This is a genomic window from Nocardioides thalensis (assembly GCF_013410655.1).
In the GTDB taxonomy this organism is placed as follows: domain Bacteria; phylum Actinomycetota; class Actinomycetes; order Propionibacteriales; family Nocardioidaceae; genus Nocardioides; species Nocardioides thalensis.
The window spans coordinates 1929859-1954702 of the sequence record NZ_JACCFP010000001.1; the positions used below are offsets into that span (position 1 = coordinate 1929859).

Sequence of the window (24844 nt, forward strand, 5' to 3'; positions counted from 1 at the left end):
CTGGAGCGAGTGATGTCAGACATCGACGACGACGTCGAGCGGCGCAGGCGGCACACCGCGGGCGCGTTCGACATCCGCAACGTCATCGGGGCGCTGCTCGGTCTCTACGGAGCGGTGCTGACCGTGCTGGGCCTCGCCAGCGACGACAGCGGCCGCAAGACCGGGGACATCGACGCCAACCTGTGGGCCGGCATCGCGTTGCTGGTCGTCGCGGGCGCGTTCTTCGCCTGGGCGCGGATCCGCCCGATCGTCGTCGACGACGAGGCGGTCAGGCAGTCTCGAGAGCAGCGTCCAGGCTGATCTCGCCGACCCCGGCCAGCGCCTTGCTCACCGGGCACCCGGCCTTCGCGTTCTCGGCGCACGTCTGGAAGGCCGCGTCGTCGAGACCGTCGACCTCCGCCCGCACGGTGAGCTTGATCGTGGTGATCGTCGGCGCGCCGCCGGAGTCGGCCCCGAGGGTCACGTCAGCGGTCACGTCGAGCGACTGCGGCGTACCGCCCGCGTCGGCGATCTGCTTGGACAGGGCCATCGAGTAGCAGGCGGAGTGCGCGGCGGCGATCAGCTCCTCCGGGCTGGTGGTGCCGTCCGCGTCGTCCGCGGCGCGCTTGGGGAAGGAGACGTCGAACGTGCCGACCCCGGACGACGAGAGCTCGACCTGGCCCGAGCCGTCCTGGAGTCCACCGTTCCATGCAGTGCGTGCAGTGCGAGTAGGCATGGTCCGAACCTAGCCGCCGGCTGTTCAGAGCGACAGTGAACAGTCGGCGAGCACCGGGGAGCCGTCCCGCTCGCCTCCCGCGATGGTCGCGGAGGCGACGACCCGGTCGCCCTCGCGCCAGCCGGCCACGCGGATCGTCTCGCCCGGGAACACCACGCCCGCGAACCGAGCCGTGAACCCGCGCACGGCGGCGGCGTCACCGCCGAGCAGTCCCTCGGTGAGCTCGCGCAGCACGATCCCGTAGGAGCACAGCCCGTGCAGGATCGGCGCCGGGAAGCCGGCGGTCTTGGCGAAGTCGGGGTCGGCGTGCAGCGGGTTGCGGTCGCCGCACAGGCGGTAGAGCAGCGCCTGCTGCGGCGTCACGTCGTACGTCGCGACGAGGTCCGGTTCCCGATCGGGTACGGCGACCGCGGCCGACGTGCCGCGCTCGCCGCCCCAGCCGCCCTCGCCGCGGACGAAGATCGACGACCGGACGCGCCACAGTTCCTCGCCCTCGGGCGAGCGAGCCACTCCCTCCTGCCAGATGACGGCTGCTTTGCCCTTGTCCCACACGTCAGTGAGCGTCGTCGTGAGCGTCGCCGTGCCGGAGGTCGGGAGCGGGCCCGCGACCTCGACCGACTGCGACCCGTGCACGACCTGCGCGAGGTTGATGTCGCAACCGGGCAGGTCGAGGGGCGGCGGGTCGGTCTCGTGGAACGTCGGCACGACGACGCCGAAGGAGGGGAGCACCTGGAGCGAGGGGCCGTCGAGCGTCCAGCGGAGCGCGGCGGGGGAGACGTTGTCGCCCGGGCGCGCGCCGGCGCCGATGCCGAGGTGGTAGAGCAGGACGTCGCTCTCGGTCCACGAGAACGTGCGGGAGCCGAGGTCGGCCCCGATCGCGACGGACGGGTCGATGGGCATTTCAGTTCTCCTTGGGGCCGGAGGTTTCGAGGCTCGTCGGTAGCGCTCCTCGCACCTCAACCACCGGCGCCCGCGATGTGCTCGGCGGCGAGGTAGCCGAAGACGAGCGCGGGGCCGATGGTGCCGCCGGGGCCGGGGTAGGTGTTCCCCATGACGGCGGCGGAGACGTTGCCGGCGGCGTACAGGCCGGCGATGACGGACCCGTCCTCGCGCAGCACACGGGCCTGCTCGTCGGTGACCAGCCCGCCCTTGGTGCCGAGGTCGCCCGGGACGATCTTCACGGCGTAGAACGGCCCCTTCTCGATCGGTGCGAGGGAGCAGTTCGGCTTGACCTTGGGGTCGGAGTAGTACTTGTCGTAGGCGCTCTCGCCGCGGTGGAAGTCCTCGTCGACGCCGCTGCGCGCGAACCCGTTGAACCGCGTCACGGTCTCCGTGAGCGCGTCGGCGGGGAGCCCGACCTTCTCCGCGAGCTCGGCGAGCGAGTCGGCGCGGGTCACCACGCCCTCCTTGTACCAACGGCCGGGGAACGGCTGCCTGCCGGCGACGCCGGCGAACAGGTAGCGGTTGCGGTAGGTCTGGTCGAAGACCATGTAGGACGGCACGTGCGGCACGCCCGTCGCCTCGCCCTTGTAGATCTCGTGCGTCGCCTCGACGTAGGGGAGCGCCTCGTTCATGAAGCGGCGCCCGGCCTGGTTGACGATGATCGAGCCGGGCAGGTTGCGCTCGGCGAGGCAGAACCAGGCACGCCCCGGGAGCGGGATCGTCGGACCCCACCAGGCGTCGTCGAGCAGGTCGGTCGCCGCGCCGACCGCGGTGCCGGCGAGCAACCCGCCGCCGGTGTTGGAGACCGCGCCCGTCGACCACTCGGTCGTCGTCGGCTGGGGGAGGAACTTCTCCCGCAGCTCCTGGTTGTGCTCGAACCCGCCCGACCCGAGGATGACGCCACGCCGCGCGCGCACCTCGCGCCGGGTGCCGCCCTGCTCCACGACGACGCCCACCACCCGAGCGTCCTCGACGAGCAGGTCGCGCAGCTCGGTCTCGTAGTGAACCGGTACGCCGGCGTCGGCGAGCCCCTTGCGGAGGCCGATCGCGATCGCGTTGCCCATTGCGTACATCTTCTTGCCGGTCGCGATCGCCAGCAGCCGCCGGACCATCACCACGAGCATCGTGACCGGCCCATGGATGGTGCGCAGACCGAGGTTGAGCTTGCGGTAGTCGGCCTGGGTGACGATCAGGTTGGCCGGTGCCTTCGTGTACGGCGGGTGCAGCCTGTCGAGCTCGTCGCCGAGGAAGCGCGCGTCCATCGGCACCGGCTCGACGCTGCGTCCGCGAGGGCGGCCGCCGGGCTGCTCCGGCAGGTAGTCGGCGTACTCCGGCACCCAGCGGAAGCGGACCGGGGTGTTGTCGCGGACGAAGTCCATGACCTCGGGGCCGCGCTCGAGGTAGGCGTCGCGGCGCACCTTCGGCACGACGTCGCCGACGATGGCGTCGAGGTAGGTCTTGGCGCGGTCGATGTCGCCGGGGTCGTCCTGCCCGGCCTCCTTGAGCGCGTAGTTGCCGGGGATCCAGACCCCGCCGCCGCTGCGCGCCGTCGAGCCGCCGAAGTAGCCGCTCTTCTCGACGAGGATCGTGTCGAGGCCGCGGCGCCCGGCCGCGAGCGCCGCGCTCATGCCGGCTCCGCCGGCGCCGACCACGACGACGTCGACCTCGGTCGGGAGGTCGGCGGAGGCGACGCGAGAAGGGGTCGTCATGGCGCCAAACTGTAACAGGTTCTAGTATTGCCCCGTGACCTCCCAGGACGCCGTCGCGGCCGCAGTCGACCGCCTCGCGCTCGCCCAGCAGACGCGGGTCCCGTGCCCGCCCGTCCGCGACCTCATCGGCACCGACGACCTCCCCGCGGCGTACGCCGTGCAGCAGGGACTCGTGCAGGCCCGGCTGAGCGGCGGGGTCTCCGTCGTCGGCCGGAAGATCGGCGCCACGTCGGAGGCGGTCCAGTGGCAGCTGGGCGTCGACCAGCCCGACTTCGGATACCTGCTGAGCGACATGGACGTCAGCGACGACGACCCGATCTCGATGGCCACCCTCGTGCAGCCGCGGGTCGAGGCGGAGGTCGCCTTCCGGCTCGCCGCCGACGTCGCGCCGGCCACCGAGGACGAGATCACCCTCGACGCGGTGCGCGCGGCCGTCGACGTCGCGCTCCCGGCGCTGGAAATTGTCGACTCCCGGATCGCGGAGTGGGACATCGGCTTCACCGACACCGTGGCCGACAACGCCTCTAGCGGCCTGTTCGTCGTCGGCAGCGACGGCCGCAAGCTCGACGATCTCGAGCCGCGCGAGGTGGTCATGTCGCTCACGATCAACGGCGAGGAGCGCTCCGCCGGCAACGGCGCCGCCTGCCTCGGCGACCCGCTCGAGGCGCTGCGCTGGCTGGCCGTGCAGGCGTTCCGCTTCGGCGACCCGCTGCGCGCCGGCCACCTGATCCTGTCCGGGGCCCTGGGCCCGTTCGTCCCCTTCGCCGCGGGAGACCGCGTCGAGGCGTCCATCAGCGGTTTCGCGCCGCTGGTCGCCACCTTCAAGGAGTGAAATGAGCAAGCTCACCGCCGCGATCGTCGGTCCGGGCAACATCGGCACCGACCTGCTCTACAAGCTGCTCCGCAGCGACGTCATCGAGCCACGCTGGATGATCGGCGTCGACCCGGCGAGCGAGGGCCTGCGGATCGCCTCCGACAAGGGCCTGGAGGCCAGCCACGAGGGCGTCGACTGGCTGCTCAAGCAGGACCAGCTGCCCGACCTCCTCTTCGAGGCGACCTCGGCCTACGTCCACCGCGAGTACGCCCCCCGGTACGCCGAGGCCGGCATCCGTGCGATCGACCTGACCCCGGCCGCGGTGGGGCCCGCGGTGATCCCGCCGGTCAACGGCGAGGAGCACGTGGCCGCGCCCAACGTCAACATGATCACCTGCGGCGGCCAGGCCACGATCCCGATGGTCGCGGCGGTCTCGCGGGTCACCCCGGTGTCGTACGCCGAGATCGTCGCCTCCGTGTCGTCGGTGAGTGCCGGCCCGGGCACGCGTGCCAACATCGATGAGTTCACGCGCACCACGTCGGCCGGTATCGAGACGATCGGCAGGGCGGAGCGGGGCAAGGCGATCATCATCCTCAACCCGGCGGAGCCGCCGATGATCATGCGCGACACGATCTTCTGCGCCGTCGACCCTGACGCCGACACCGACGCGATCGCCGAGTCGGTGCACCGGATGGAGGCGGCCGTCCAGGAGTACGTGCCCGGCTACCGCCTGCTCCAGGACCCGCAGTTCGACGGCCCGTCCGACTTCACCCGGGGCATGCGCCGGGTGTCGATCTTCGTCGAGGTCGAGGGCGCGGGCGACTACCTGCCGCCGTACTCCGGGAACCTCGACATCATGACCGCCGCGGCGACGCAGGTCGGTCAGAACATCGCCCGCTCGATCCTCGGGAAGGCCTGAGATGACCGACATCAACACCCTGACTCGCACCTGGTCCGGCGCCCACGGCGACGAGCCGTGGGGCGAGCTCGACCTCCGGCTGACCGACACCTGCCTCCGCGACGGGTCGCACCACAAGCGGCACCAGTTCACGGCGCAGGAGGTGGAGGACATCGTGCGCGCGCTCGACGAGTCCGGCATCCCCGTCATCGAGGTGACCCACGGCGACGGGCTGGGCGGCTCGAGCTTCAACTACGGCTTCTCGAAGACTCCCGAGCAGGAGCTCATCTCGATCGCGGCCAAGACCGCGCAGCGCGCCAAGATCGCGTTCCTGATGCTCCCCGGCCTCGGCACCAAGGACGACATCCGGGCGGCCCAGGACAACGGCGGCCAGATCTGCCGGATCGCCACCCACTGCACCGAGGCCGACGTCGCCATCCAGCACTTCGGGTTGTGCCGCGAGCTGGGCCTCGAGACCGTCGGGTTCCTGATGATGGCCCACACGCAGACACCCGAGGTGCTGGCGAAGCAGGCGCGGATCATGGTCGACGCCGGCTGCCAGTGCGTCTACGTGGTCGACTCCGCGGGCGCCCTGGTCATGGAGGAGACGGGTGACCGTGTGGCCGCCGTCGTCGCCGAGATCGGCGACCAGGCGGACGTGGGCTTCCACGGCCACGAGAACCGCGGCCTCGGGGTGGCCAACACGGTCATCGCCGCGCGGGCCGGCGCGACGCAGATCGACGGCTCGGTCCGCCGCTTCGGCGCCGGCGCGGGCAACACGCCGCTGGAGGCCTTCGTCGGCGTCGCCGACTCGCTCGGCTGGACGACCAGGGTCGACTTCATGAAGCTGATCGACGCCTCGGAGGAGGTCATCAAGCCGGCCATGCCGGAGGAGTGTCGGCTCGACCGCATGACGCTCATGATGGGCTACGCCGGCGTCTACTCCAGCTTCCTCAAGCACGCGGACAACGCGGCCGAGCGCTTCGGCGTGTCCGGCGCCGAGATCCTCCTCGAGGCGGGCAAGCGCAAGCTCATCGGCGGCCAGGAGGACCAGCTCATCGACATCGCGCTCCAGCTCAAGGCGCGACAGGACTAGCGAGTAGCAACGAGGGCCGTGCTCCCGACCCGGCGCCGCAGCGCGTCGTCGGGAGCACGGCCCTCGCGCTCTCACCGCTCGACCGTCACCTGTCCGGTCCGGGTGAGCCGCACCACGCGGTAGCGGTCGTCACCGGCGTAGGCGACCTTCAGGACCCACGTCCCCGCCGTGAGGGAGGGCACCTCGACCACGGCGGCGCCGTCCCTGGCGATCGCGGACCGCACGACCTTCCTACCCGCCTTGGTCAGCACCAGCCGCACCTTGCCGGTGGCCGCGCGGGCGTCGCCGCGCGTGCCGGTGGTCGACGGCAGCGTGACCCGTACCTTCCCCGGCCTGGTGGCGGTCGGGCGGGTGACGACCGTCGTGCGTGGGGCGACGCGTGCCTTCTCCACCTGCACGGTCGCCGTCCCCGCGCCGGACTCGAACCGGCCCTCGCCGCTGTAGGCGAGCGAGGCGGTGTAGGAGCCGGGCTGGAGCCGGGAGGGCACACGGACCGTGGCCACGCCGTCGCCGATCGCGGCGGTCTGCGCGGCGCCGAGCCCGGTCACGGTGACCGTGCCGGCGTCGACCGGCACGCCCTCGGCATCGGTCACGCTGACCTCGAGGTCGCCGCCGGCGCCGTACGGCACCGGGTCCCCGGCGAGGGAGACCTTCGTCGTCCAGCTCGGTGCCTCGCCGCCCGATCCGAACTCCCAGGTGCCGGGGCCGACCTCGAACTCGGTGTAGCCCTCCACCTGGCTGGGCACCAGGGTGGCGCCGCGCGGACCGTACGCCGCGGAGCCGTCCTCCGCGTTCGGCACCCGCACCGTCGCGGTGGTGTTGCCGGGGACCTCCACCGACATCGTCAGCACCTCGTCCGCGCGCTGCCACGAGACCGCGATGGTCCCGCGGACCGAGTCGTAGGAGGTGCTCGCGCTGTCGACGCCCTCCACGACCGCCGGCTCGACCAGCACGTGCTCGTAGGCGACGGAGCCCGGCGCCTGCCGGAGACCGGCCAGGTTGCCGTTCAGCCAGCCCTCGAGCATCCCCATCATGTAGTGGTTCTGGGAACCGGTGCCGCCGGCTCCGGACCAGTGCTCCGGCAACGACGTGGAGCCCTGGTTGACGAACTTGGCATAGCTGTTGCCGGTCGGACGCACGGCGAGGTCGTGGACCAGGTCGTGCCGTCCCTCGGCTGCGAGGACGCGCAGCAGCGCGTACAGCCCGACCTCGCCGACCATGAACTGGTTGCCGTCGGCCTCGATGCGCGCCAGGAGGGCGTCGACCGCGGCCGGGCGGAGGTCGTCGGGCACCAGGCCCTCGTCCAGCGCCAGGGCGAGGCTCGCCTGGTTGCCCACGCCCCACACGGCCGTGCTCGCGTTGTAGAAGGCGCCGCGGAACGCGTCGGCGATCTGTGCGGCCTTCTGCCGGTAGGTCCGGACCTGGGCGGGCCGGCCCAGCACCTCGGCGATGTCGGCCATCGTGCGCGTGATCTTGTGGAACGCGTAGGTCTGGACGAGGGCGGCAGGCGCCTGGTTCCGCGACTCCTCCGGGGTGGCCCAGTCGTTGAGGCCGCCGCCGAGCACGAGCTCGTTGGCCTGCGCGGTCAGGAACTGCTGGTAGCTGACCATGTTGGGCCAGAAGTCGCGCAACGGCTCGACGTCGCCGTACTCCGTGTAGGCCTGCCACGCGGAGACCGCGATGGTCGCGCCCCAGTTGGCGTCGTGGCGGAACGCGCCCGCGAACAGCGAGTCCTCCGGCGCCGTGGTGGGGATCAGCCCGTTGGGCTGCTGGGAGTCCGCGACGTCCTGGAGCAGCTTGCGGTACTGCGCCTGCATGTCGTAGCCGCGGGCGACGGTGTCGAAGTTCAGGTTGGTCTGGTCGAGCCAGCCGAGCTTCTCGCGGTGCGGGCAGTCGGTCAGCACCGAGTACATGTTGCTCTGGACCGAGCGGTCGATGATCGTGTGGATGTCGTTGAGCATGGGGTCGGACGACTCGAACTCGCCGACGTCCTCGTTGTCGGTGCGCAGCACCAGGCCCTTCACCGTCGTGGCGCCGGGATCGGTGAGTCCGCTCACCTGGAGGTAGCGCATGCCGTGGTAGCGGAACCGCGGCGTGTAGGTCTCCTCGCCGGTGCCGGCGAGGATGAAGGTGTCGTACCGGTTGTTGCCCGAGCTCGCCTGCTTGACGGTGCCGTCGGCGTTCAGCTGCTCGGCCGGTCGCATCGTGATCGTTGTCCCGGCGGGGCCCGACGTCGTGAGCTGCTGCCAGCCTGCGAAGTTCACGCCGAAGTCGTAGAGCTGGTCGCCGTTCTCGAGCTGCCGCACGGTGGTCTCGAGCTCGTCGACCTGGCGGATGGGCGGCTGCGTCCGGCCGACCAGCTCGGTCGTCTGTCGCGGTGCGCGCGACGCGACCGGGCTCGTCCACCCGGACCGGTCGGTGCCGGGCTCGTCCCACCCGTCGATGTGGCGGCGGGCGTCGACGTCCTCGCCGCCGTACCAGTTCGTGAAGGTGACCTCGCCCAGCGTCGTGCGCCAGGCGGAGTCGTCACCGGCGTCGGTGGCGACCGTGGTGGTGGTGCCGTCGCTGTGGGTGATCTCCAGCTGGCCCATCACCCGCGGTGCGCCGTGGCCGCTGGCGGTCTTCACGTAGCGGGTGGCGGCGCCGGGCACGTTGAACACGTTGAAGATGCCGTTGCCCACCTCCACGCCGAGACTGTTGTCACCCTCGGCCAGCAACGAGGTCACGTCGTACGTCGCGTAGGGCACGCGCTTGGCGTGGAACGTGTTCGCCGGCTCGAGGAGGTCGTCCGACACGGGCGTGCCGTTGATGCTGGCGTTGTAGGCGCCGAGACCGGTGACGTAGAGCCGCGCGGACTCGACGTCCGCGGCCTCGAAGTCGGTCGCGAAGACCGGGAGGGCGTCGGGCGCCTCGTGCACGGTGGAGATCGCCGGCAGCTTCTTCGCGCTGCCCACGTTGGTGTACGTCGTGCCGTCGGCCGACGTCGAGATCGTGACGTCGCGCGGATAGTTCGGCGTGGTGCCGTAGCGGCCCGGGCTGTCCCACAGCGAGTACAGCTCGACCGTGTCGAACGTCCGTGCCTCGGGGAGCTTGATCGTGAGGACGATCGGCTTGTCCTGGACGTCGGTCTCGGGGTGGTAGGTGCTCCGGTAGCCCCGCGGCGCGTTGGCGGTGGTGAGCTTGCCGTCCACCACGAAGGACGGGTGCCACACACCGGTCTGGTTCTTGTTCTCCGAGGCGGTGACGGTCGCACCCGTGACCAGGTTCTCGGGGTCACCGCCGTTGCGGAGCGCGATCTCGCCGAGCTCGAGGCGCGGGCGCCAGCCCGGGTCGTCGAGCGGTTCCTCCGGGCGACCCAGGTCAGTGACCGTCACGCGGACGTACTGCGCCGTGGTCGGTGCGCTGAGGGCGACGTCCTGGTGGAGCGGCTCCACCCACTCCGGGTGCGTGATCCAGTCGGCCTCCCAGTCGGCGGGGCTGAGCAGGCCGATCTCGAACCGGCCCGGCTCGCTCCACGCCCCGGCACGACCCGGGCCGTCCCACACGCGGACCTGCCACACGGCCCGGTCGCGGGAGTCGAGCTGGCTGCCGGCGTACGTCGTCGAGAGCGCGCTCGAGAGCACCTTCCCGGAGTCCCAGAGGTCGGGGGAGGCGAGGCGCTCGGACGACGAGGCGACACGCACCTGGTAGGCGACCTGGCGGGTGACCGACTGGTCGACCTCCCAGTGGAGGGTCGGGGTGGTGTCGCTGATGCCGAGCGGGTCCTGCAGGGCGCCGACGCGGAGCGCGGTGGGCGCCGGTTGGGGTGCGGTGGCGGCGGCGACGGCACCCGCCGGAGGCGGCACGAGACCGGCCAGGGACACGCCGAGGAGGCATGCCGTCGACGCAGCGAGCGCGCGGCGGGGCGCGCGACGAGGGAGTGGCACGAGGGTCCCTTCCGAGGAAGTGAAACGATTCAGGGGGTGGGCGCAGCGACGTTATGACCGCCGTCACACCGGCGTCAACGGCAGTGGCCGGAACCGGCCGCAGAACCGCCACCTCGACCGGCGAGCCGCCCGGCTTCTCCATTTCTAGAACGTGTTCTAGTATGGTCGGCGTGCAGGCCCACCTTGCAGACAGGAGCTCCCGATGAACCAGGCTTTCGCGCCGGAGGTGCAGGCCGTCCTCGACGGCGTACGTGACCTGCTCCCCACCTTCCGCGAGCGCGCGGACGAGGGCGAGCGGCTCCGCGTCGTGCCCGACGCCTCCATCAAGGAGCTCGAGGAGACCGGGTTCTTCCGCCTCCTCCAGCCGCGTCGCTTCGACGGCCTCGAGGCCGACCCGGTCGCGTTCTACACGGCGGTCCGCGACATCGCCTCGGCCGACGGCTCGACCGGCTGGGTGTCGAGCGTCGTCGGCGTGCACCCGTGGCAGGTCGCGCTGTTCGACGACGAGGCGCAGCAGGCGGTGTGGGGCTCCGACACCAGCGTGCGCCTCTCCTCGTCGTACGCGCCGACCGGCAAGGCGGTCGTGACCGAGGGCGGCTTCAAGCTGTCCGGCAAGTGGAGCTTCTCCTCCGGCTGCGACCACTGCAGCTGGGTGCTCCTCGGCGGCCTCGTCTTCAACGAGGACGGCCAGGTCGTCGACTTCCGCACGTTCATGGTGCCGCGGGAGAAGTACCAGGTCGTCGACGTCTGGAACGTCGTCGGACTGCGCGGCACCGGCTCCAACGACATCGTCGTCGAGGAGACGTTCATCCCCGAGGCGTTCACGCTGTCGATGGGGGAGACGGGACAGTGCAAGGGCCCCGGCCAGGCCGTCAACGACAGTGACCTCTACAAGCTGCCGTTCCACTCGATCTTCACCAGCACCATCGCCACGCCGATCATCGGCATGGCCAAGGGCGCGTACGCCGAGCACGTGGAGATGCAGCAGAAGCGGGTGCGTGCCGCCTACCTCGGTGAGAAGGCGTCGCTCGACCCGTTCGCAGCCGTGCGCATCGCCCGCTCCTCGTCGGAGATCGACGCTGCATGGGCGCTGCTGATGGCCAACATCCGCGAGGAGCAGGCCCACGTCGCGCGCGGCGAGCAGATCCCGCTCGAGCTCCGGCTGCGGGTCCGCCGCGACCAGGTGCTGGGCACGGCCCGCGCCATCGAGGCGATCGACGCCCTGTTCGAGGCCTCCGGTGGCCGCGCGCTGGCGGAGGGCACCTACCTCCAGCGCGCCTGGCGCGACGCGCACGCGGGCCGGGTCCACGCGGCCAACGACCCCGAGCGCGCACTCCAGATGTACGGCGCCCAGCAGTTCGGGCACAAGGTCGACCCGGGGATGTACTGAGTGTTCGAGAAGGAAGACGTACGGCGCTCCGCGAAGGCCGGTGACATCACCCTCAACTACTACGAGGCTGGTGAGCCGAGAGCCGACGTCGGGGGCGGCCTGCCGTTCGTGATGCTGCACGGAGGCGGCCCGGGTGCCTCGGCGTGGAGCAACTTCGGCAGCGCGCTGCCGCGTTTCGCCGGGAGCTTCCGGACGCTGCTGGTCGACCAGCCGGGCTTCGGACAGTCCGACAAGCCGCCGGTCGCGTCGAACTACTTCCGGCACTCCTCCGACTACCTCGTCAAGTTCCTCGACGAGCTCCAGATCGACCGCGTGCACCTGCTCGGCAACTCGCTCGGCGGCGGCACGGCGACCCGGTTCGCCCTGTCCTACCCCGACCGGGTGGGCCGGCTGGTGCTGATGGGCCCCGGCGGCCTTTCGCTCAACCTGTTCCACGCCGACCCGACGGAGGGCGTCCAGCGGCTGATGGACTTCAGCATGGACCCCAGCCGTGAGCGGCTTCGCGCGTTCATCTCGACCATGGTCGTCAACCAGGAGCTGGTGACCGACGAGCTGGTCGAGGAGCGGTTCGCCGACGCCACCGCGCCGGGATCGCTGGAGGCCATGCGCTCGATGGGCGCCTCGTTCTGGAACCCCGAGTGGGCCGAGGACGGCATGCTCTGGCGGGAGGTGCACGCGATCCGCAAGCACACCCTGCTGACGTGGGGACGCGAGGACCGGGTCAACCCGCTCGACGGCGCGCTCGTCGCGCTGAAGCAGATCCCGCGGGCGCAGCTGCACGTGTTCCCGAACTGCGGCCACTGGGCGCAGATCGAGGCCGCGGAGGAGTTCGCAAGCGTCTGCACCTCGTTCCTGGCGGCGCACAAGGAATCTCGACAGGCTCGATCACCGGAGGGGCGATGACGATCGACATCAAGTCCATGGGCTACGTCCGCGTCGCGAGCACCGACCTCGACGCGTGGCGCACGTTCGCCGGCAAGGTCCTCGGCCTGGCCGAGGGCAGGGGCCCCAACCCCGACCACCAGTACTGGCGGATCGACGAGGTCTCCGCGCGACTCGTGGTGTTCCCCGCCGACGTCGACCAGATGGCGTGCGTCGGTTGGGAGGTCGCCGACCACGCCGCTCTCCAGGAGGCGCGCGAGCACCTCCAGAAGGCGGGCGTCGACTTCGAGGAGGGCACCCGCGAGGAGCTCGACGAGCGCCGGGTCCAGGAGCTGGTCCGGTTCTCCGACCCCTGGGACAACGTCTTCGAGCTGTTCCACGGCATCACCTACGAGTCACGGCCCGTCGTCACGCCGTACGCCGCCCGCTTCGTCACCGCGGACCAGGGGATGGGCCACGTGGTGCTGCCCGTGCTCGACGACGTCGAGGCGCTGCGGTTCTACACCGAGGTGCTCGGATTCCGCCTGCGCGACTCGATGAGCATGCCCGGGGAGTTCGTCGGCAAGGAGCCCGGCTCGAAGGTCTGGCTGCGCTTCCTCGGCGTGAACCCGCGGCACCACTCGCTGGCGTTCCTGCCGATGCCCAACCCGAGCAAGTGCGTCCACATCATGCTCGAGGTCGACGAGCTCGACCACGTCGGCCGCGCCCTCGAACGGGTCCGCAAGCACAAGGCGCCACTGTCCGCGACGCTGGGCCGGCACATGAACGACGAGATGATCTCGTTCTACGTGAAGTCGCCCGGTGGCTTCGACGTCGAGTTCGGCACCGAGGGCCTGCGCGTCGACGACAGCAGGTGGGTCGCGCGGGAGTCCACCGCCGTGTCCTACTGGGGCCACGACTTCGGCGGCGGTCAGGGCGGCTAGCGTGCATCGGGTGGCTGACTCCGACATCCCCGAGGGCATGAGCCCCGACGCGCGCGACACCTGGCCCCATCCCGCGCTCATCGGCGACTACCTCGGCGACGCCGACGTCGACTTCGAGTTCCGCCCCGGCGAGGACGTACCGGTCCACGACGACCCGGAGGCGCAGGCGGCGGCGCGGCGGTTCCGCGACGTGCTCGGCACCTTCGCGTCCGGGATCACGGTCATCACCACGATCAGCGGCGACGCCCCGGTCGGCATGACCTGCCAGTCGTTCTCGAGCGTCTCGCTCGAGCCGCCCCTGGTGATGTTCGTGCCCGCGAAGACGTCGCGGGCCTGGCCCCTGATCCAGCGGTCCGGGCGGTTCGCGGTCAACGTGCTCGCGGCGGACCAGGAGCACGTGTCGGCCCAGATGGCGACCAAGGGGGTCGACAAGTTCGCCGGCATCGACTGGCACCCGGCCGTCGCGACCGGGTCGCCGGTCATCGACGGCACCCTCGCCCACCTCGACTGCACCATCCAGTCGGTCCACGAGGCGGGCGACCACTACGTCGTCATCGGTCGTGTCCAGCACCTGGAGACGGCGCCCGGCGACGCGAAGGAGCCCCTGCTCTACTTCCGCGGTCGCTACCGCACCACGGACGGCTGACTCCGGCTGAGTGCGACACGCTGTCAGATTGCGGGTCTCGCCCCCCGTCACCCGGCGCGTTTCCACGCGTTGCACGGGGGTAGTGTCCGCTGCACTGTGAGCCCACGATCTGGGAGGACCCGACGATGACACCCGTACGCCGACTCGGCGTCGTACTGGTTACCGGCCTGGCGCTGGTCGCTGGTACTGGAAGCATCCCCGCCAACGGAGGCGCCACCGCGCCCGCCACCACCGCCCTCGTCGCGGAGTCCGCTGACGACGACGTCTCGTCGTACGCCGGCGCCGTCGGCCCGCAGACCAGCAAGCGAGCGGTCCTCGACTACTGGACCCCGGAGCGGATGGCCGCCGCGCGACCGATCGAGGAGGTGCTGGGTCTCCTTCCCGAGGTCGACGCCTCGGTCGAGCCGGCCGGGGCCGTGCCGGCCGCGCGTGGGCGTGTGCCCGTGCCGAAGACGGCGGGCAAGCTGTTCTTCACCACCAACCAGGGCGGCGCAGTCTGCTCGGCCGCGACGGTCAAGTCACGCCGCGGCAACCAGGTGATCACCGCCGGCCACTGCGTCAACAGCGGTCCGGGCGGCCAGGGCTGGTTCGACAACTTCCTCTTCGTGCCGAAGTACCACAAGCGTCGCGCGCCTTACGGCAAGTGGGCCTACAGCCGCGTCTGGGCTTTCAACGGCTGGATCAACGACGGCAAGTTCCGCTACGACCAGGCGGTCATCCAGTTCCAGAAGCGCAACGGTCGCAAGCTGGCCCGGGTGACCGGCGCCAACCGGGTCAAGCTCGGTGCGAACCAGCGGCAGCGCGGTGTGCGCATCTGGGGCTGGCCGGCCGAGGGCCCGCGCTACAACGGCCAGGTGGCCAAGCGCTGCGACGGCCCGACCAAGCGTCGCGGTCGCACGCAGGACGCGATCATGCGCTGCCCGATGACCGGTGGCGCCAGCGGTGGCCCCTGGCTGCTGAAGAAGGGCCGGAAGAAGAACACCGGCATCATCTGGGCCGTGACCTCGCGGCGCACGATCGGCAGCCGGCCCAAGCTGCTGCTCGCCGCCCCGCTGCCGCGGGCGACCAAGCGGCTCATCCACTGAGCAGCCGCTGATCGAGCTACAACCGGACCGCCGCGCGCTGGACGTGCGGCGGTCCGGCCATGTGTGCCAGCGCGTGCGCGCGCTTGAACACCAGCTGGGCGTCGTGCTCCCAGGTGATCGCGATGCCGCCGTGGAGCTGGACGCACTCGCCGGCGAGGTCGCTCGCCGCGTCGAGGGCGTACGACGCCGCGGCCCGCGCGAGGTCGGCCGCGTCCTCGGTGCCGCGGCTGACGGCGTAGGCGGCGGCCCAGGTCGCCGACCGGGCGAGCTCGAGCCGCACCAGCATCTCGGCCATCCGGTGCTTCAGGGCCTGGAAGGATCCGATCGGCCGGCCGAACTGGACGCGCTCCTTGCTGTAGTCGACGGTCATCCGCAGCGCGCGGTCGCACAGGCCGACCGCGAGGGCGCTGGTGCCGACCGTCGACACGAGGTGGATGGCGGCGCGCGCTGCGGATCCGCTGCCGATCACCTCGCCGTCGGTCGACGCGAGTCGGCCGACGCGGATCGTCTGGTCCACCGACTCCGTCCACGTGGCGCCTGGGTCCGTCACTTCGACCAGGTCGTCGCCGACGACGGCCAGCACGATCGCTGCCCGGTCCGCGTCCAGCACCGGCTGGTCGGGCTCGAGCGCGACCGTGGCCACCTCGCCCGCCGCGATGCGAGGGAGCAGCCGGCCCTTGGCGTCGTCGGTGCCGCCGGCCCGCAGGGCCGCCGTCGCGACGGCCGTCGCCAGCAGCGGCGACGGGGCGAGCGACCGGCCCAGCTCCTCGAGGACGACAGCCGTCTCGAAGAACGTCGCCCCGGCACCGTCGTGCTCCTCGGGGATCGCGAGCGCAGCCACCCCGACCTGCTCGCACAGCGTGGCCCAGAGCGCCTCGTCGTAGCCCAGGGGAGCGGCGATCGCGGCACGCACCGCCGCCGGGTCGGCCTGCTTGGCGAGGACCGCGCGGACGATCGAGGCGAGCTCGGCCTGCTCCTCGCTCAGGGCGAACTCCATCAGCCCTGCCTCTCCGCGAGGAGGGAGTCGAGGATGCGCCGGCGGTGCTGGGCCGCGGTGCCGTAGGCCGACTGGAGCTCGCGGATCGCGGTGAACCAGGCGCTCAGCTCGAGCTCCTGGGTGTAGCCGATGGCGCCGTGGACCTGGAGGCCCGTGCGGGAGGCGAGGTACGCCGCGTCGCCGGCGCTGACCTTGGCGGCCGAGACGCTGCGCGGGCTCATGTCCAGGGCCGCGCCGTAGACGAGCGGCCGGGCGAAGTCGAGAGCGATCCGTACGTCGGCCAGGCGGTGCTTGATCGCCTGGTAGGAGCCGATCTCGCGCCCGAACTGGCGGCGCTGCTTCGCGTAGGCGACCGAGTCGGCCAGCACCCGCTCGCCGGCGCCCAGGAGGTAGGCGGCGGTGGCGACGGTGGCGAGCTCGACGTCGTCGGGGACACCCGCCGTCGACGCGACCGCATCCGGGACGGCGTACCTGCCGAGCACCTCGAACGCGACCGCGACCTCGACCGGGGAGGCGTCGACGGCGAGGTCGTTGATCCCCATCTCGTCGAGGCGCTTCCACAGGTCCGGTGCCGTGCGGTTGCCCGCGACCAACCCGTCGAGCGCGTCGCGGAGCGCGACCTGCTCCTCGTCGAGGACGAACTTCATCGACCGGCTCCCTTCGGCTCGCGGGGCAGGCCGAGGATGCGCTCGGCGACGATGTTGCGCTGGATCTCGTTGGTGCCCGCGTAGATCGGGCCGGACAGCGAGAAGAGATAGCCGTCGAGCCAGCGTGACTCCTCGGTGGCCGCCTCGCCGAGGAGCGCGAGCGCCGTCTCGTGGAGGGCGACATCCAGCTCGGACCACCAGACCTTGTTCACGGAGCCCGCGGGCCCGATGTCGCCGCCGTCGACGAGCGTGGAGACGGTGCCCCACGTGTAGAGGCGGTAGGCCTCGGCGCGGATCCAGGCGTCGACGACTCCGGTCGTGGAGGCTTCGCGATCGGGACCGTCGGCGGTGGTGGCGTAGAGGTCGAGCAGCCTGTCGGCGGCGGCCGTGAAGCGGCCGGGCGAGCGCAGCGAGAGTCCGCGCTCGTTGCCCGCGGTGCTCATCGCGACCCGCCACCCGTCGCCGGGCGCGCCGAGCACGTCGGAGTCGGGCACGAAAACGTCGTCGAAGAAGACCTCGGCGAACCCCGCCTCGCCGTCGAGCTGCGCGATCGGGCGGACCGTGACGCCGTCGGCGTCGAGCGGGAAGAGGAAGTAGGTCAGACCGCGGTGCCGCTCCGCCTCCGGGTCGGAGCGGAACAGGCCGAAGCCCCAGTGCGCGAGCGCGGCGCGCGACGACCACGTCTTCTGACCGTTCAGGACCCAGCCGCCGCGCTCGTCGTCGCGACGCGCTGTCGACTTCAGGGACGCCAGGTCGGAGCCGGCCTCGGGCTCCGACCAGCACTGCGCCCACACCTTCTCCCCGGTCGCCATCGACGGGAGGAAGCGGTCCTGCTGCTCCGTGGTGCCGTGCTCGAACAGGATCGGGGAGAGCAGGAAGATCCCGTTCTGGCCGACCCGCAGCGGAGCGTCGGCGCGGTAGTACTCCTCCTCGAACAGCACCCACTCGACCAGTGACGCGCCGCGGCCGTGGTAGTCCTCGGGCCACGACACGACCGACCAGCGCGCCGCGGCCAGCCTCGCCTCCCACTCCTGGTGGAGCACGAAGCCCTCCGGGGTGTCGAGCGAGGGCAGCGGCTCTGCCGGCACGTTGGCGGCCAGCCACTCCCGCGCCTCCTGCTGGAAGGCGCGCTCGGAATCGGTCAGGTCAAGATCCACTGCGCAGCTCCGTCTTCAGTACCTTGCCGGACAGGTTCCGCGGCAGCACGTCGATGTGCTCGACGTGTCGCGGCACCTTGAAGTTGGCGAGCCGCTCCTTCGCGAACGCGACCACCTCGTCCGCGGTCGCCGTACCGACGACGAACGCCTTGCCCACCTCGCCCATCCGCTCGTCGGGCACACCGACGACCGCGACGTCGTCGACGCCGTCGAGCCGCATCAGCGCCTGCTCGACCTCGGCGGGATAGACGTTGAAGCCGCCTGAGATGTACATGTCCTTGAGGCGGTCGGTGATCCGAAGGTTGCCGGCCTCGTCCAGCTCGCCGATGTCGCCGGTGTGCAGCCAGCCGTCGGAGTCGATCGCCTCGGCGGTGGCCTCGGGATCGTCGAGGTAGCCGAGCATCACGTAATCACCGCGCACCAGCAGCTCGCCGCCGTCGCCGATGCGCGTCTCCATCCCGGGGATCGCGCGGCCGCAGGTCGTCGCGACCAGCTCGGCGGGGTCCCCGTCGCGGCACATGGTGACGACGACGGCCTCGGTCATGCCGAACGCGGTCACGACCTGGTCGATGCCGAGCTCCTCACGCATCCGCTCGATCAGGACGACCGGCACGACCGCCGCGCCGGTCACCGCGAGCCGGAGGCTGGAGAGGTCGCGCGAGGCGCGGCCGGGAGCGGTGAGCAGCGACTGGTAGATCGTCGGCGCTCCGGGCAGCAGCGTGATCCGCTCCCGCTCGATCAGCTCCATCGTGCGGTCGACGTCGAACGTCGCCACCGGGTAGAGCGTCGCGCCGGTCAGCAGGCCGACCACGATGCCGATCTTGTAGCCGAACGAGTGGAAGAACGGGTTGACCACGAGGTAGCGGTCGTCGGCGGTCACGCCGCCGAGCTCCGCCCAGGCCCGCGCCACGCCGATCGTCTGCCGGTGGGCGCTCATCGCGCCCTTGGCGCGTCCGGTCGTGCCGGAGGTGAAGAGGATGTCGGCGACGTCGTCCGGCAGGACCGCGTCGGCGCGCGCCTCGACCTCGTCGGCCGCGACCTCCCGGACGTGGCGCTCCCCTCCCCGGTGGTCCAACGAGAGACGTGCGAGGTTGCCCATCGCGCGCACGGTCTCGAGACGGCTGGCGGCGCGCAGGTCGGCGATCTGGGACTTGCCGAGGAAGCCGTCGTGCACCAGCACGGTGGTCGCCGCGGTGCGGTCGACCAGGTCGGCGACCTCGTGAGCGGTGTAGCGCGAGTTGGCCGGGACCAGGGTGGCGCCGGCGTACGTCGTCGCGAGCGCCGCGATCACCCACTCGATGCTGTTGGGGCCCCAGATGACCACCCGCTCCTGCGGCGCGAGTCCGTGACCGACCAGCCGGCCGGCGAGCTCGCGCACCCGTGCGAGCAGGTCGGCGAAGGTCAGGGTGGTGTCACCCTCCACGTAGGCCGGCTTGTCGCCGTACCTCTCCGCCGCCTCCCGCAAGAGTGCAGGGATCGTGTCAGCAGCCATGACCGGCAGCCTACCAAGCATTTGCTTGGTATGGTGAGGCCGTGGACCTGACCGAGAGCGCCGAGGACGCGGCCTTCCGTGCAGAGGTGCGCGCCTGGCTCGAGGACAACCTCGCCGGCGAGTGGGGCGCGTTGCGGGGGCTCGGCGGCCCCGGCCGCGAGCACGAGGCCCACGACGAGCGCCACGAGTGGAACCGCCACCTGGCGGCGCACGGATGGACCGCGCTCGGGTGGCCGGAGGAGCACGGCGGCCGCGGCCTGTCGCTGTGGCAGCAGGTGATCTTCCACGAGGAGTACGCACGCGCCGACGCACCGGCCGGCGTCAACCACCTCGGCGAGACGCTGCTCGGCCCGACCCTGATCGCGTTCGGCACGCCGGAGCAGCAACAGCGGTTCCTGCCGAGGATCAGGGCGGTCGACGAGCTGTGGGCGCAGGGCTACTCCGAGCCCGGCGCCGGATCCGACCTCGCGGCCGTGCAGACCAAGGCCAGGCTCGACGGTGGGCAATGGGTGATCGACGGCCAGAAGGTGTGGACGTCGATGGCGCACGTGTCCGACTGGTGCTTCGTGGTCGCGCGCACCGAGACCGGCTCGTCGCGGCACCACGGCCTGAGCTTCCTCCTCGTGCCGCTCCGGCAGAACGGCGAGCCCGCGCCCGGGGTGGAGATCCGCCCGATCGAGCAGCTGACCGGCGGGTCGGAGTTCAACGAGGTCTTCTTCACCGGGGCCCGCACCGCTGCGGACCTGGTGGTCGGCGAGCCCGGCCGGGGGTGGGGCGTCGCCATGGGCCTGCTCGGCTTCGAGCGCGGCGTCTCGACGCTGGGCCAGACCGTCGGCTTCACGCGCGAGCTCGACGGCGTGGTGGCCAGGGCGCGGGAGAACGGTTCGATCGACGACCCGCTCGTGCGCGACCGGCTCGCCGCGCTGAAGGTCGAGCTGTCCGCGATCCGCTCCTTCGCACTGCGGTCGCTCGCGCTCGTGGAGGGCGGCCAGGACTCGGCCGCCGGCGGGGGAGCGGGCTCGATCTTCAAGCTCGCCTGGGCGCGCTGGCACCGCCGGCTCGGCGAGGTCGCGATGGACGTCGCCGGTGCCGAGGGGCTGCTGACTCGGTCGGCCTCGACCCCCGGCGACTACGACCTCGACGAGCACCAGCGGCTCTTCCTCTTCTCGCGCGCCGACACGATCTACGGCGGCAGCGACGAGATCCAGCTCAACATCCTCGCCGAGCGCGTGCTCGGCCTGCCGCGCGAACCCAAGGGGGCCTGAATGACCGCCGTCCGTCCCGAGCAGCCCATGCCGGACTACCTCCCCGGCCACGACCTGCTGGCAGGAAAGGTGGTCGTCGTGACGGCCGCCGCCGGCGCCGGCATCGGCGCGGCCGTCGTCCGGCGTGCCCTGGAGGAGGGTGCGAAGGCGGTCGTCTTCAGCGACACCCACGCACGACGCCTGGCGGAGGCCGAGGAGCTTCTGGCCAAGGAGTTCGGCGCCGACCGGGTGCGGCAGCTGGTCTGCGACGTGACCGACGAGGCGCAGGTGGGCGCCCTGCTCGACGTGGCCGACGAGCTCGGCGGTGTCGACGTCATGATCAACAACGCCGGGCTGGGCGGCACCTCGAGCATCCTGGAGATGACCGACGACGAGTGGAACAAGGTCCTCGACATCACGTTGACCGGCACCATGCGGTGCATCCGCGCCGTCGGCCAGCGGTTCGTCGCGGCCGGCAAGCAGGGCGTGATCGTCAACAACGCCTCCGTCATCGGCTGGCGCGCGCAGGAGGGGCAGGCGCACTACGCCGCGGCGAAGGCCGGCGTCATGGCGCTCACCCGCTGCGCCGCGCTCGACCTGGCGCCGTACGGCATCCGGGTCAACGCGGTCTCGCCCAGCCTGGCGATGCACCCGTTCTTGGAGAAGGTCACCTCGCCCGAGCTGCTCGCCGAGCTCAAGCAGCGCGAGGCGTTCGGCCGGGCGGCGGCGCCGTGGGAGGTCGCGAACGTGATGGTGTTCCTCGCGAGCGGGTACTCGTCGTACCTGACCGGCGAGGTCGTCTCGGTGAGCAGCCAGCATGCCTGAGCCGACCACCGTCGAGGCGCGCACCCGGCGCACCGAGCTGCTCGCGATCGCCGCGCAGCTCTTCGCCGACAAGGGCTTCCGCAACACGACCGTGCGCGACATCGCGGACGCTGCGGGCATCCTGTCCGGCTCGCTCTACCACCACTTCGACTCCAAGGAATCCATGGTCGACGAGATCCTCTCGACCTTCCAGGAGGAGCTCTTCGGCCAGTACGACGCGATCCTCGCCAGCGACGACGACGCGCGGACCAAGCTCGAGCGCGCCGTCCGGGTCTCGTTCGAGGCGATCGAGAACCACCCGCACGAGGTCGCGATCTACCAGAACGACGCCGACTTCCTCGGCACGTTCGACCGCTTCGGCTATCTCAAGGACCGCAACGCGCAGTCCCGCCAGGTGTGGGTCACGCTGATCGAGGAGGGCGTCCGGACCGGCGTCCTCCGCGACGACCTCGACGTGACCCTGACCTACCGCTTCATCCGCGACACGGTGTGGGTCGCCGTCCGGTGGTACCGCCCCGGGCGAGGGCTCAGCCACACCGACATCGCCGACCAGTACGTCCGCATCCTCCTCGACGGGATATCTGCATGAAACACCTCGACCCGCGCGCCGCCTACATCGTCGACGCGGTCCGCACCCCGGTCGGCAAGCGCGGTGGCGCCCTCGCCGGCGTCCACTCCGCCGACCTCGCCGCTCACACGATCTCCGCGCTGGTCGATCGCACGGGCATCGACCCGGGCGCGGTCGACGACGTCATCCTCGGGTGCTGCGACACGATCGGCTCGCAGGCCGGCGACGTCGCGCGTACGGCGTGGCTCGTCGCGGGACTGCCGGACCACGTGCCCGGCGTGACCATCGACCGCCAGTGCGGGTCGTCGCAGCAGGCGGTGCACTTCGCCGCACAGGGAGTGATGTCCGGGACCCAGGACCTGGTCGTGGCCGGCGGCGTGCAGAACATGAGCGCCATCCCGATCTCGGCCGCGATGGTCGTCGGCCAGCAGTACGGCTTCACGACGCCGTTCGCGGAGTCTCCCGGCTGGCTGAAGAGGTACGGCGACCAGGAGGTCTCACAATTCCGCTCGGCCGAGATGATCGCCGAGAAGTGGGACCTCTCCCGGGAAGAGATGGAGGAGTTCGCCCTCGCGTCGCACCAGCGCGCGAAGGCCGCCATCGCGGAGGGGCGGTTCGACCGCGAGATCGTGCCGTTCGCGCTCGAGGACGGCACCGTGTTCGGGACCGACCAGTGCCCGCGGGAGACCTCGCTGGAGAAGATGGCGGGGCTCGAGCCGCTGGCGCCGGGCGGGCGCATCACCGCGGGCGTCGCCTCCCAGATCTGTGACGCGTCATCCGCGCTGCTCGTCGCGTCGGCCCGCGCCGTGGAGGAGCACGGCCTCACGCCGCGGGCGCGGATCGTGCACCTGTCGGTGCGCGGCGACGACCCGGTCTGGATGCTCACCGGCCCCATCAACGCGACCAAGCACGCCCTGGACAGGGCCGGGATGACGATCGACGACATCGATCTCTTCGAGTGCAACGAGGCGTTCGCGCCGGTCGTGCTCGCGTGGATGAAGGAGACCGGCGCTCCGCACGAGAAGGTCAACGTCAACGGCGGCGGCATCGCGCTGGGTCACCCGATCGGCGCCACCGGCACCCGGCTGATGACCACCCTGCTCAACGAGCTCGAGCGCACCGGGGGTCGCTTCGGCCTCCAGACGATGTGCGAGGGCGGCGGCCAGGCCAACGTCACCATCATCGAGCGGCTCGGCTGAATCCCTCGACCCGGCACAGAACCCCGCCGGTGTCCTCTGCGTAGTGGAGGATGACACCTGAGGGGAGAGCTGATGCTCGGATCGAATGACACCGAGTTCGACGAGTTCGCCGTCGTGGCCTGGCCACGGTTGCGACGGATCGGCTACCTGCTGACCGGCGACCACCACCTTGCGGAGGACCTCGCGCAGACCGCGCTGGTCCGCACCTACGCCTCGTGGCGGCGGGTACGTCGCAACGACGCCTCGGCGTACTCGCGCCGGGTGCTGATCAACCTCAACATCGACCGGATTCGTCGGAAGCGCATCACCGAGGTCGGCGACGGCGCGCTGGCGGCCATACCGTCGAGCGACGACGGCGGCCGTGCGGAGGACCGTGACCAGATCGTGCGGCTCCTCGACGGACTGACGGAGAAGGAGCGAAGGGTCGTGGTGCTGCGGCACTACTGCGACCTCAGCGAGGCCGACGTCGCGCAGGAGCTCCGCATCGCGCCGGGCACGGTCAAGAGCACGCTCGCTCGCGCCCTCCAGAAGCTTCGGGTGTCGGTCCAGTCCGAGAACGAGGCCGTAGGAGGCACCCGATGAACACGATCGACATCCACGAGCTCGAGGGTCAGCTTGCCGGCGGCCCGGGCGATCCGGGTCGGCCCGACCTGGTGACGATCCGACGTCTCGGGCACCGGCGGCGCCGTGTTCGCGGTGCCCTGGCAGGCGGTGTGGCCGCGCTCGTGGTTGCCGGCAGCGCCGGCAGCGGCGCACTGCTCCTCGGCGACGACGGGTCCACTGCTCGCGACTCGGTGACGGTCGCCGTCCCCCCCGACGCCGAGCTCTCGCCGCTCGCCGAGCGGGCACTCGCGGAGATCCCGGGCGCTCGCCAGGTCAACAGCGGTGAGGTGGTGATCCCGGCTCCGGAGGACCGGCTGTTCATGGCGCAGCGGGTGGAGGTTGTTGGGCAGCCCGTCGAGCTGCCGCGCCACTACTACTACGGCGTCACCACCTACCGAGCCTCGGTGTGGCCCGCCTGGCTCTACGAGGGGACCGAGAAGGCGGAGCGTGCGGCCGCGGAGCCGGACGGCAGTTACGGGGCCGGCACCCGCGACGTCACCGGGATCTCGGTCGACGTCGGGCCGCGCTACCTCGCCTGCGCGCTGCCGCGCGCGGAGTGGGGCGGCGACCCGGATGATCCTTGCTCCCCGGCGATCGTGACGGACCACTCCGACAGTGGGTATGTCTTCGAGTACGGCCTTGGGACCGACGACTTCCTCACCGACGGGGCGCCGATGGAGGTGTTCGCCGAGGAGAGCTACATCTCCGGCGACCTGACAACGCTGGCGGTGGCGGGCCTGGACGGTGCTGATGTGGCGCGCGCCGAGTTCATCAGCGCCGACGGCACCCGGGTCGAAGGCCAGGTCGAAGCGGGCACCCTGATGACCGAGGAGTCGTTCGTCTTCGCCGAGGTCCCGGGCACGCTGGCACGGATCGTGGCCTACGACGCGGCGGGCGAGGTCATCGAGGACCACCAGCTCAGGGACTGCGACACCCCGGTGGAGTGCGAGGTGCGCTGACCGGCTTCGGTGGGAGGATCGGGCGGTGGCCTGGTCGACGACGTCCGACGTCCGGGCGTTCGCCGACCGGGCCTTCGCCTTCCTCGCGGCCGATCCCGTCGCGCACACGGCGCTGCTGACCGAAGTG

The 24844-nt window shown here is 71.3% G+C and carries 23 protein-coding genes; 15 read left to right on the top strand and 8 right to left on the bottom strand.

All coding sequences use genetic code 11. The annotated features are described in order from the left end of the window. Positions 1 to 12: 12 nt before the first annotated feature. Positions 13 to 300: a hypothetical protein gene (locus tag HNR19_RS09475; protein ID WP_179667687.1), complete on the top strand. Its 288-nt coding sequence runs from the start codon at positions 13 to 15 to the stop codon at positions 298 to 300. Here HNR19_RS09475 and HNR19_RS09480 read toward each other — a convergent pair. The 3 genes from HNR19_RS09480 to kstD are packed head-to-tail and all read right to left on the bottom strand — an operon-like array spanning position 269 to position 3366. Then, positions 269 to 715, bottom strand: a complete 447-nt coding sequence (locus HNR19_RS09480) for an OsmC family peroxiredoxin (protein WP_179667688.1) — start codon at positions 713 to 715, stop codon at positions 269 to 271. The genes HNR19_RS09475 and HNR19_RS09480 overlap by 32 nt on opposite strands. Positions 716 to 739: 24 nt before the next feature. Further along, positions 740 to 1615 (bottom strand): MaoC/PaaZ C-terminal domain-containing protein, encoded by an 876-nt coding sequence (locus HNR19_RS09485; RefSeq protein WP_179667689.1) that lies wholly within the window; start codon positions 1613 to 1615, stop codon positions 740 to 742. Between the two features lie 56 nt (positions 1616 to 1671). Continuing rightward, positions 1672 to 3366: a 3-oxosteroid 1-dehydrogenase gene (gene kstD / locus HNR19_RS09490; protein ID WP_179667690.1), complete on the bottom strand. Its 1695-nt coding sequence runs from the start codon at positions 3364 to 3366 to the stop codon at positions 1672 to 1674. Positions 3367 to 3400: 34 nt separating this feature from the next. On the opposite strand from kstD, the gene HNR19_RS09495 reads away from it, so the two are divergent. From HNR19_RS09495 to dmpG, 3 genes are read left to right on the top strand one after another with little or no spacing between them, the layout of a single operon-like run. Continuing rightward, complete coding sequence (locus tag HNR19_RS09495) at positions 3401 to 4198, top strand: fumarylacetoacetate hydrolase family protein (RefSeq protein WP_179667691.1); 798 nt, start codon at positions 3401 to 3403, stop codon at positions 4196 to 4198. A 1-nt stretch (position 4199) separates the two neighbouring features. Beyond that, entirely contained in the window at positions 4200 to 5099 is a 900-nt protein-coding gene (locus HNR19_RS09500) for an acetaldehyde dehydrogenase (acetylating) (protein WP_179667692.1), read from the top strand. A gap of 1 nt (position 5100) precedes the next feature. Continuing rightward, the gene (gene dmpG / locus HNR19_RS09505; RefSeq protein WP_179667693.1) at positions 5101 to 6174 is read left to right on the top strand and encodes a 4-hydroxy-2-oxovalerate aldolase; all 1074 of its coding nucleotides are present in this window, start codon (positions 5101 to 5103) and stop codon (positions 6172 to 6174) included. 71 nt (positions 6175 to 6245) lie between these two features. On the opposite strand, the gene HNR19_RS09510 is transcribed toward dmpG, so the two are convergent. Next, positions 6246 to 10100, bottom strand: a complete 3855-nt coding sequence (locus HNR19_RS09510) for a family 78 glycoside hydrolase catalytic domain (RefSeq protein WP_179667694.1) — start codon at positions 10098 to 10100, stop codon at positions 6246 to 6248. Between the two features lie 202 nt (positions 10101 to 10302). Between HNR19_RS09510 and hsaA the strand changes: the two genes are divergently transcribed. From hsaA to HNR19_RS09535, 5 genes are all read left to right on the top strand, one after another. Further along, on the top strand, positions 10303 to 11490 hold the full coding sequence (gene hsaA / locus HNR19_RS09515; protein ID WP_179667695.1) for a 3-hydroxy-9,10-secoandrosta-1,3,5(10)-triene-9,17-dione monooxygenase oxygenase subunit: 1188 nt from the start codon (positions 10303 to 10305) through the stop codon (positions 11488 to 11490). Continuing rightward, entirely contained in the window at positions 11491 to 12393 is a 903-nt protein-coding gene (gene hsaD, locus HNR19_RS09520) for a 4,5:9,10-diseco-3-hydroxy-5,9,17-trioxoandrosta-1(10),2-diene-4-oate hydrolase (protein WP_179667696.1), read from the top strand. Further along, on the top strand, positions 12390 to 13295 hold the full coding sequence (hsaC, locus tag HNR19_RS09525) for an iron-dependent extradiol dioxygenase HsaC (protein ID WP_218910197.1): 906 nt from the start codon (positions 12390 to 12392) through the stop codon (positions 13293 to 13295). Before hsaD ends, hsaC begins: the two co-directional genes overlap by 4 nt. Before the next feature lie 10 nt (positions 13296 to 13305). Next, positions 13306 to 13941 carry a flavin reductase family protein gene (locus HNR19_RS09530; protein ID WP_343047127.1) on the top strand — a complete coding sequence of 212 codons (636 nt, stop codon included), beginning with the start codon at positions 13306 to 13308 and terminating at the stop codon, positions 13939 to 13941. 125 nt (positions 13942 to 14066) lie between these two features. Beyond that, positions 14067 to 15026 carry a trypsin-like serine peptidase gene (locus tag HNR19_RS09535; protein ID WP_179667697.1) on the top strand — a complete coding sequence of 320 codons (960 nt, stop codon included), beginning with the start codon at positions 14067 to 14069 and terminating at the stop codon, positions 15024 to 15026. A 16-nt stretch (positions 15027 to 15042) separates the two neighbouring features. Here the strand turns inward: HNR19_RS09535 and HNR19_RS09540 are convergent, their stop codons facing one another. The 4 genes from HNR19_RS09540 to HNR19_RS09555 are packed head-to-tail and all read right to left on the bottom strand — an operon-like array spanning position 15043 to position 19319. Beyond that, entirely contained in the window at positions 15043 to 16023 is a 981-nt protein-coding gene (locus tag HNR19_RS09540) for an acyl-CoA dehydrogenase family protein (RefSeq protein ID WP_179667698.1), read from the bottom strand. Then, positions 16023 to 16670, bottom strand: coding sequence for an acyl-CoA dehydrogenase family protein (locus tag HNR19_RS09545; protein ID WP_179667699.1), 648 nt, complete (start codon positions 16668 to 16670; stop codon positions 16023 to 16025). Before HNR19_RS09545 ends, HNR19_RS09540 begins: the two co-directional genes overlap by 1 nt. After that, a complete protein-coding gene (locus HNR19_RS09550; RefSeq protein WP_179667700.1) occupies positions 16667 to 17827 on the bottom strand; it encodes an acyl-CoA dehydrogenase family protein in 1161 nt (386 codons plus the stop codon). The genes HNR19_RS09545 and HNR19_RS09550 overlap by 4 nt, the downstream gene beginning before the upstream one ends. Further along, complete coding sequence (locus tag HNR19_RS09555) at positions 17817 to 19319, bottom strand: FadD3 family acyl-CoA ligase (protein WP_179667701.1); 1503 nt, start codon at positions 19317 to 19319, stop codon at positions 17817 to 17819. Before HNR19_RS09555 ends, HNR19_RS09550 begins: the two co-directional genes overlap by 11 nt. Before the next feature lie 41 nt (positions 19320 to 19360). On the opposite strand from HNR19_RS09555, the gene HNR19_RS09560 reads away from it, so the two are divergent. From HNR19_RS09560 to HNR19_RS09585, 6 genes are all read left to right on the top strand, one after another. Then, positions 19361 to 20584, top strand: coding sequence for an acyl-CoA dehydrogenase family protein (locus HNR19_RS09560; protein WP_179667702.1), 1224 nt, complete (start codon positions 19361 to 19363; stop codon positions 20582 to 20584). After that, complete coding sequence (locus HNR19_RS09565) at positions 20585 to 21388, top strand: SDR family oxidoreductase (protein WP_179667703.1); 804 nt, start codon at positions 20585 to 20587, stop codon at positions 21386 to 21388. Next, positions 21381 to 21977, top strand: a complete 597-nt coding sequence (locus HNR19_RS09570; RefSeq protein ID WP_179667704.1) for a TetR/AcrR family transcriptional regulator — start codon at positions 21381 to 21383, stop codon at positions 21975 to 21977. Before HNR19_RS09565 ends, HNR19_RS09570 begins: the two co-directional genes overlap by 8 nt. After that, positions 21974 to 23155 carry an acetyl-CoA C-acetyltransferase gene (locus HNR19_RS09575; protein WP_179667705.1) on the top strand — a complete coding sequence of 394 codons (1182 nt, stop codon included), beginning with the start codon at positions 21974 to 21976 and terminating at the stop codon, positions 23153 to 23155. The genes HNR19_RS09570 and HNR19_RS09575 overlap by 4 nt, the downstream gene beginning before the upstream one ends. A 72-nt stretch (positions 23156 to 23227) precedes the next feature. Then, positions 23228 to 23737, top strand: a complete 510-nt coding sequence (locus tag HNR19_RS09580; protein ID WP_179667706.1) for a SigE family RNA polymerase sigma factor — start codon at positions 23228 to 23230, stop codon at positions 23735 to 23737. Then, positions 23734 to 24717 carry a hypothetical protein gene (locus HNR19_RS09585; protein ID WP_179667707.1) on the top strand — a complete coding sequence of 328 codons (984 nt, stop codon included), beginning with the start codon at positions 23734 to 23736 and terminating at the stop codon, positions 24715 to 24717. The genes HNR19_RS09580 and HNR19_RS09585 overlap by 4 nt, the downstream gene beginning before the upstream one ends. Positions 24718 to 24844 lie beyond the last annotated feature (127 nt).

What these genes read in the sequence shown, in the direction of transcription:
- HNR19_RS09475 (WP_179667687.1), top strand. Translation starts at nt 13, where the DNA reads ATGTCAGACATCGACGACGACGTCGAGCGGCGCAGGCGGCACACCGCG.
- HNR19_RS09480 (WP_179667688.1), bottom strand. Translation starts at nt 715, where the DNA reads ATGCCTACTCGCACTGCACGCACTGCATGGAACGGTGGACTCCAGGAC.
- HNR19_RS09485 (WP_179667689.1), bottom strand. Translation starts at nt 1,615, where the DNA reads ATGCCCATCGACCCGTCCGTCGCGATCGGGGCCGACCTCGGCTCCCGC.
- kstD (WP_179667690.1), bottom strand. Translation starts at nt 3,366, where the DNA reads ATGACGACCCCTTCTCGCGTCGCCTCCGCCGACCTCCCGACCGAGGTC.
- HNR19_RS09500 (WP_179667692.1), top strand. Translation starts at nt 4,200, where the DNA reads ATGAGCAAGCTCACCGCCGCGATCGTCGGTCCGGGCAACATCGGCACC.
- dmpG (WP_179667693.1), top strand. Translation starts at nt 5,101, where the DNA reads ATGACCGACATCAACACCCTGACTCGCACCTGGTCCGGCGCCCACGGC.
- hsaA (WP_179667695.1), top strand. Translation starts at nt 10,303, where the DNA reads ATGAACCAGGCTTTCGCGCCGGAGGTGCAGGCCGTCCTCGACGGCGTA.
- hsaC (WP_218910197.1), top strand. Translation starts at nt 12,390, where the DNA reads ATGACGATCGACATCAAGTCCATGGGCTACGTCCGCGTCGCGAGCACC.
- HNR19_RS09535 (WP_179667697.1), top strand. Translation starts at nt 14,067, where the DNA reads ATGACACCCGTACGCCGACTCGGCGTCGTACTGGTTACCGGCCTGGCG.
- HNR19_RS09540 (WP_179667698.1), bottom strand. Translation starts at nt 16,023, where the DNA reads ATGGAGTTCGCCCTGAGCGAGGAGCAGGCCGAGCTCGCCTCGATCGTC.
- HNR19_RS09545 (WP_179667699.1), bottom strand. Translation starts at nt 16,670, where the DNA reads ATGAAGTTCGTCCTCGACGAGGAGCAGGTCGCGCTCCGCGACGCGCTC.
- HNR19_RS09555 (WP_179667701.1), bottom strand. Translation starts at nt 19,319, where the DNA reads ATGGCTGCTGACACGATCCCTGCACTCTTGCGGGAGGCGGCGGAGAGG.
- HNR19_RS09565 (WP_179667703.1), top strand. Translation starts at nt 20,585, where the DNA reads ATGACCGCCGTCCGTCCCGAGCAGCCCATGCCGGACTACCTCCCCGGC.
- HNR19_RS09570 (WP_179667704.1), top strand. Translation starts at nt 21,381, where the DNA reads ATGCCTGAGCCGACCACCGTCGAGGCGCGCACCCGGCGCACCGAGCTG.
- HNR19_RS09575 (WP_179667705.1), top strand. Translation starts at nt 21,974, where the DNA reads ATGAAACACCTCGACCCGCGCGCCGCCTACATCGTCGACGCGGTCCGC.
- HNR19_RS09580 (WP_179667706.1), top strand. Translation starts at nt 23,228, where the DNA reads ATGCTCGGATCGAATGACACCGAGTTCGACGAGTTCGCCGTCGTGGCC.
- HNR19_RS09585 (WP_179667707.1), top strand. Translation starts at nt 23,734, where the DNA reads ATGAACACGATCGACATCCACGAGCTCGAGGGTCAGCTTGCCGGCGGC.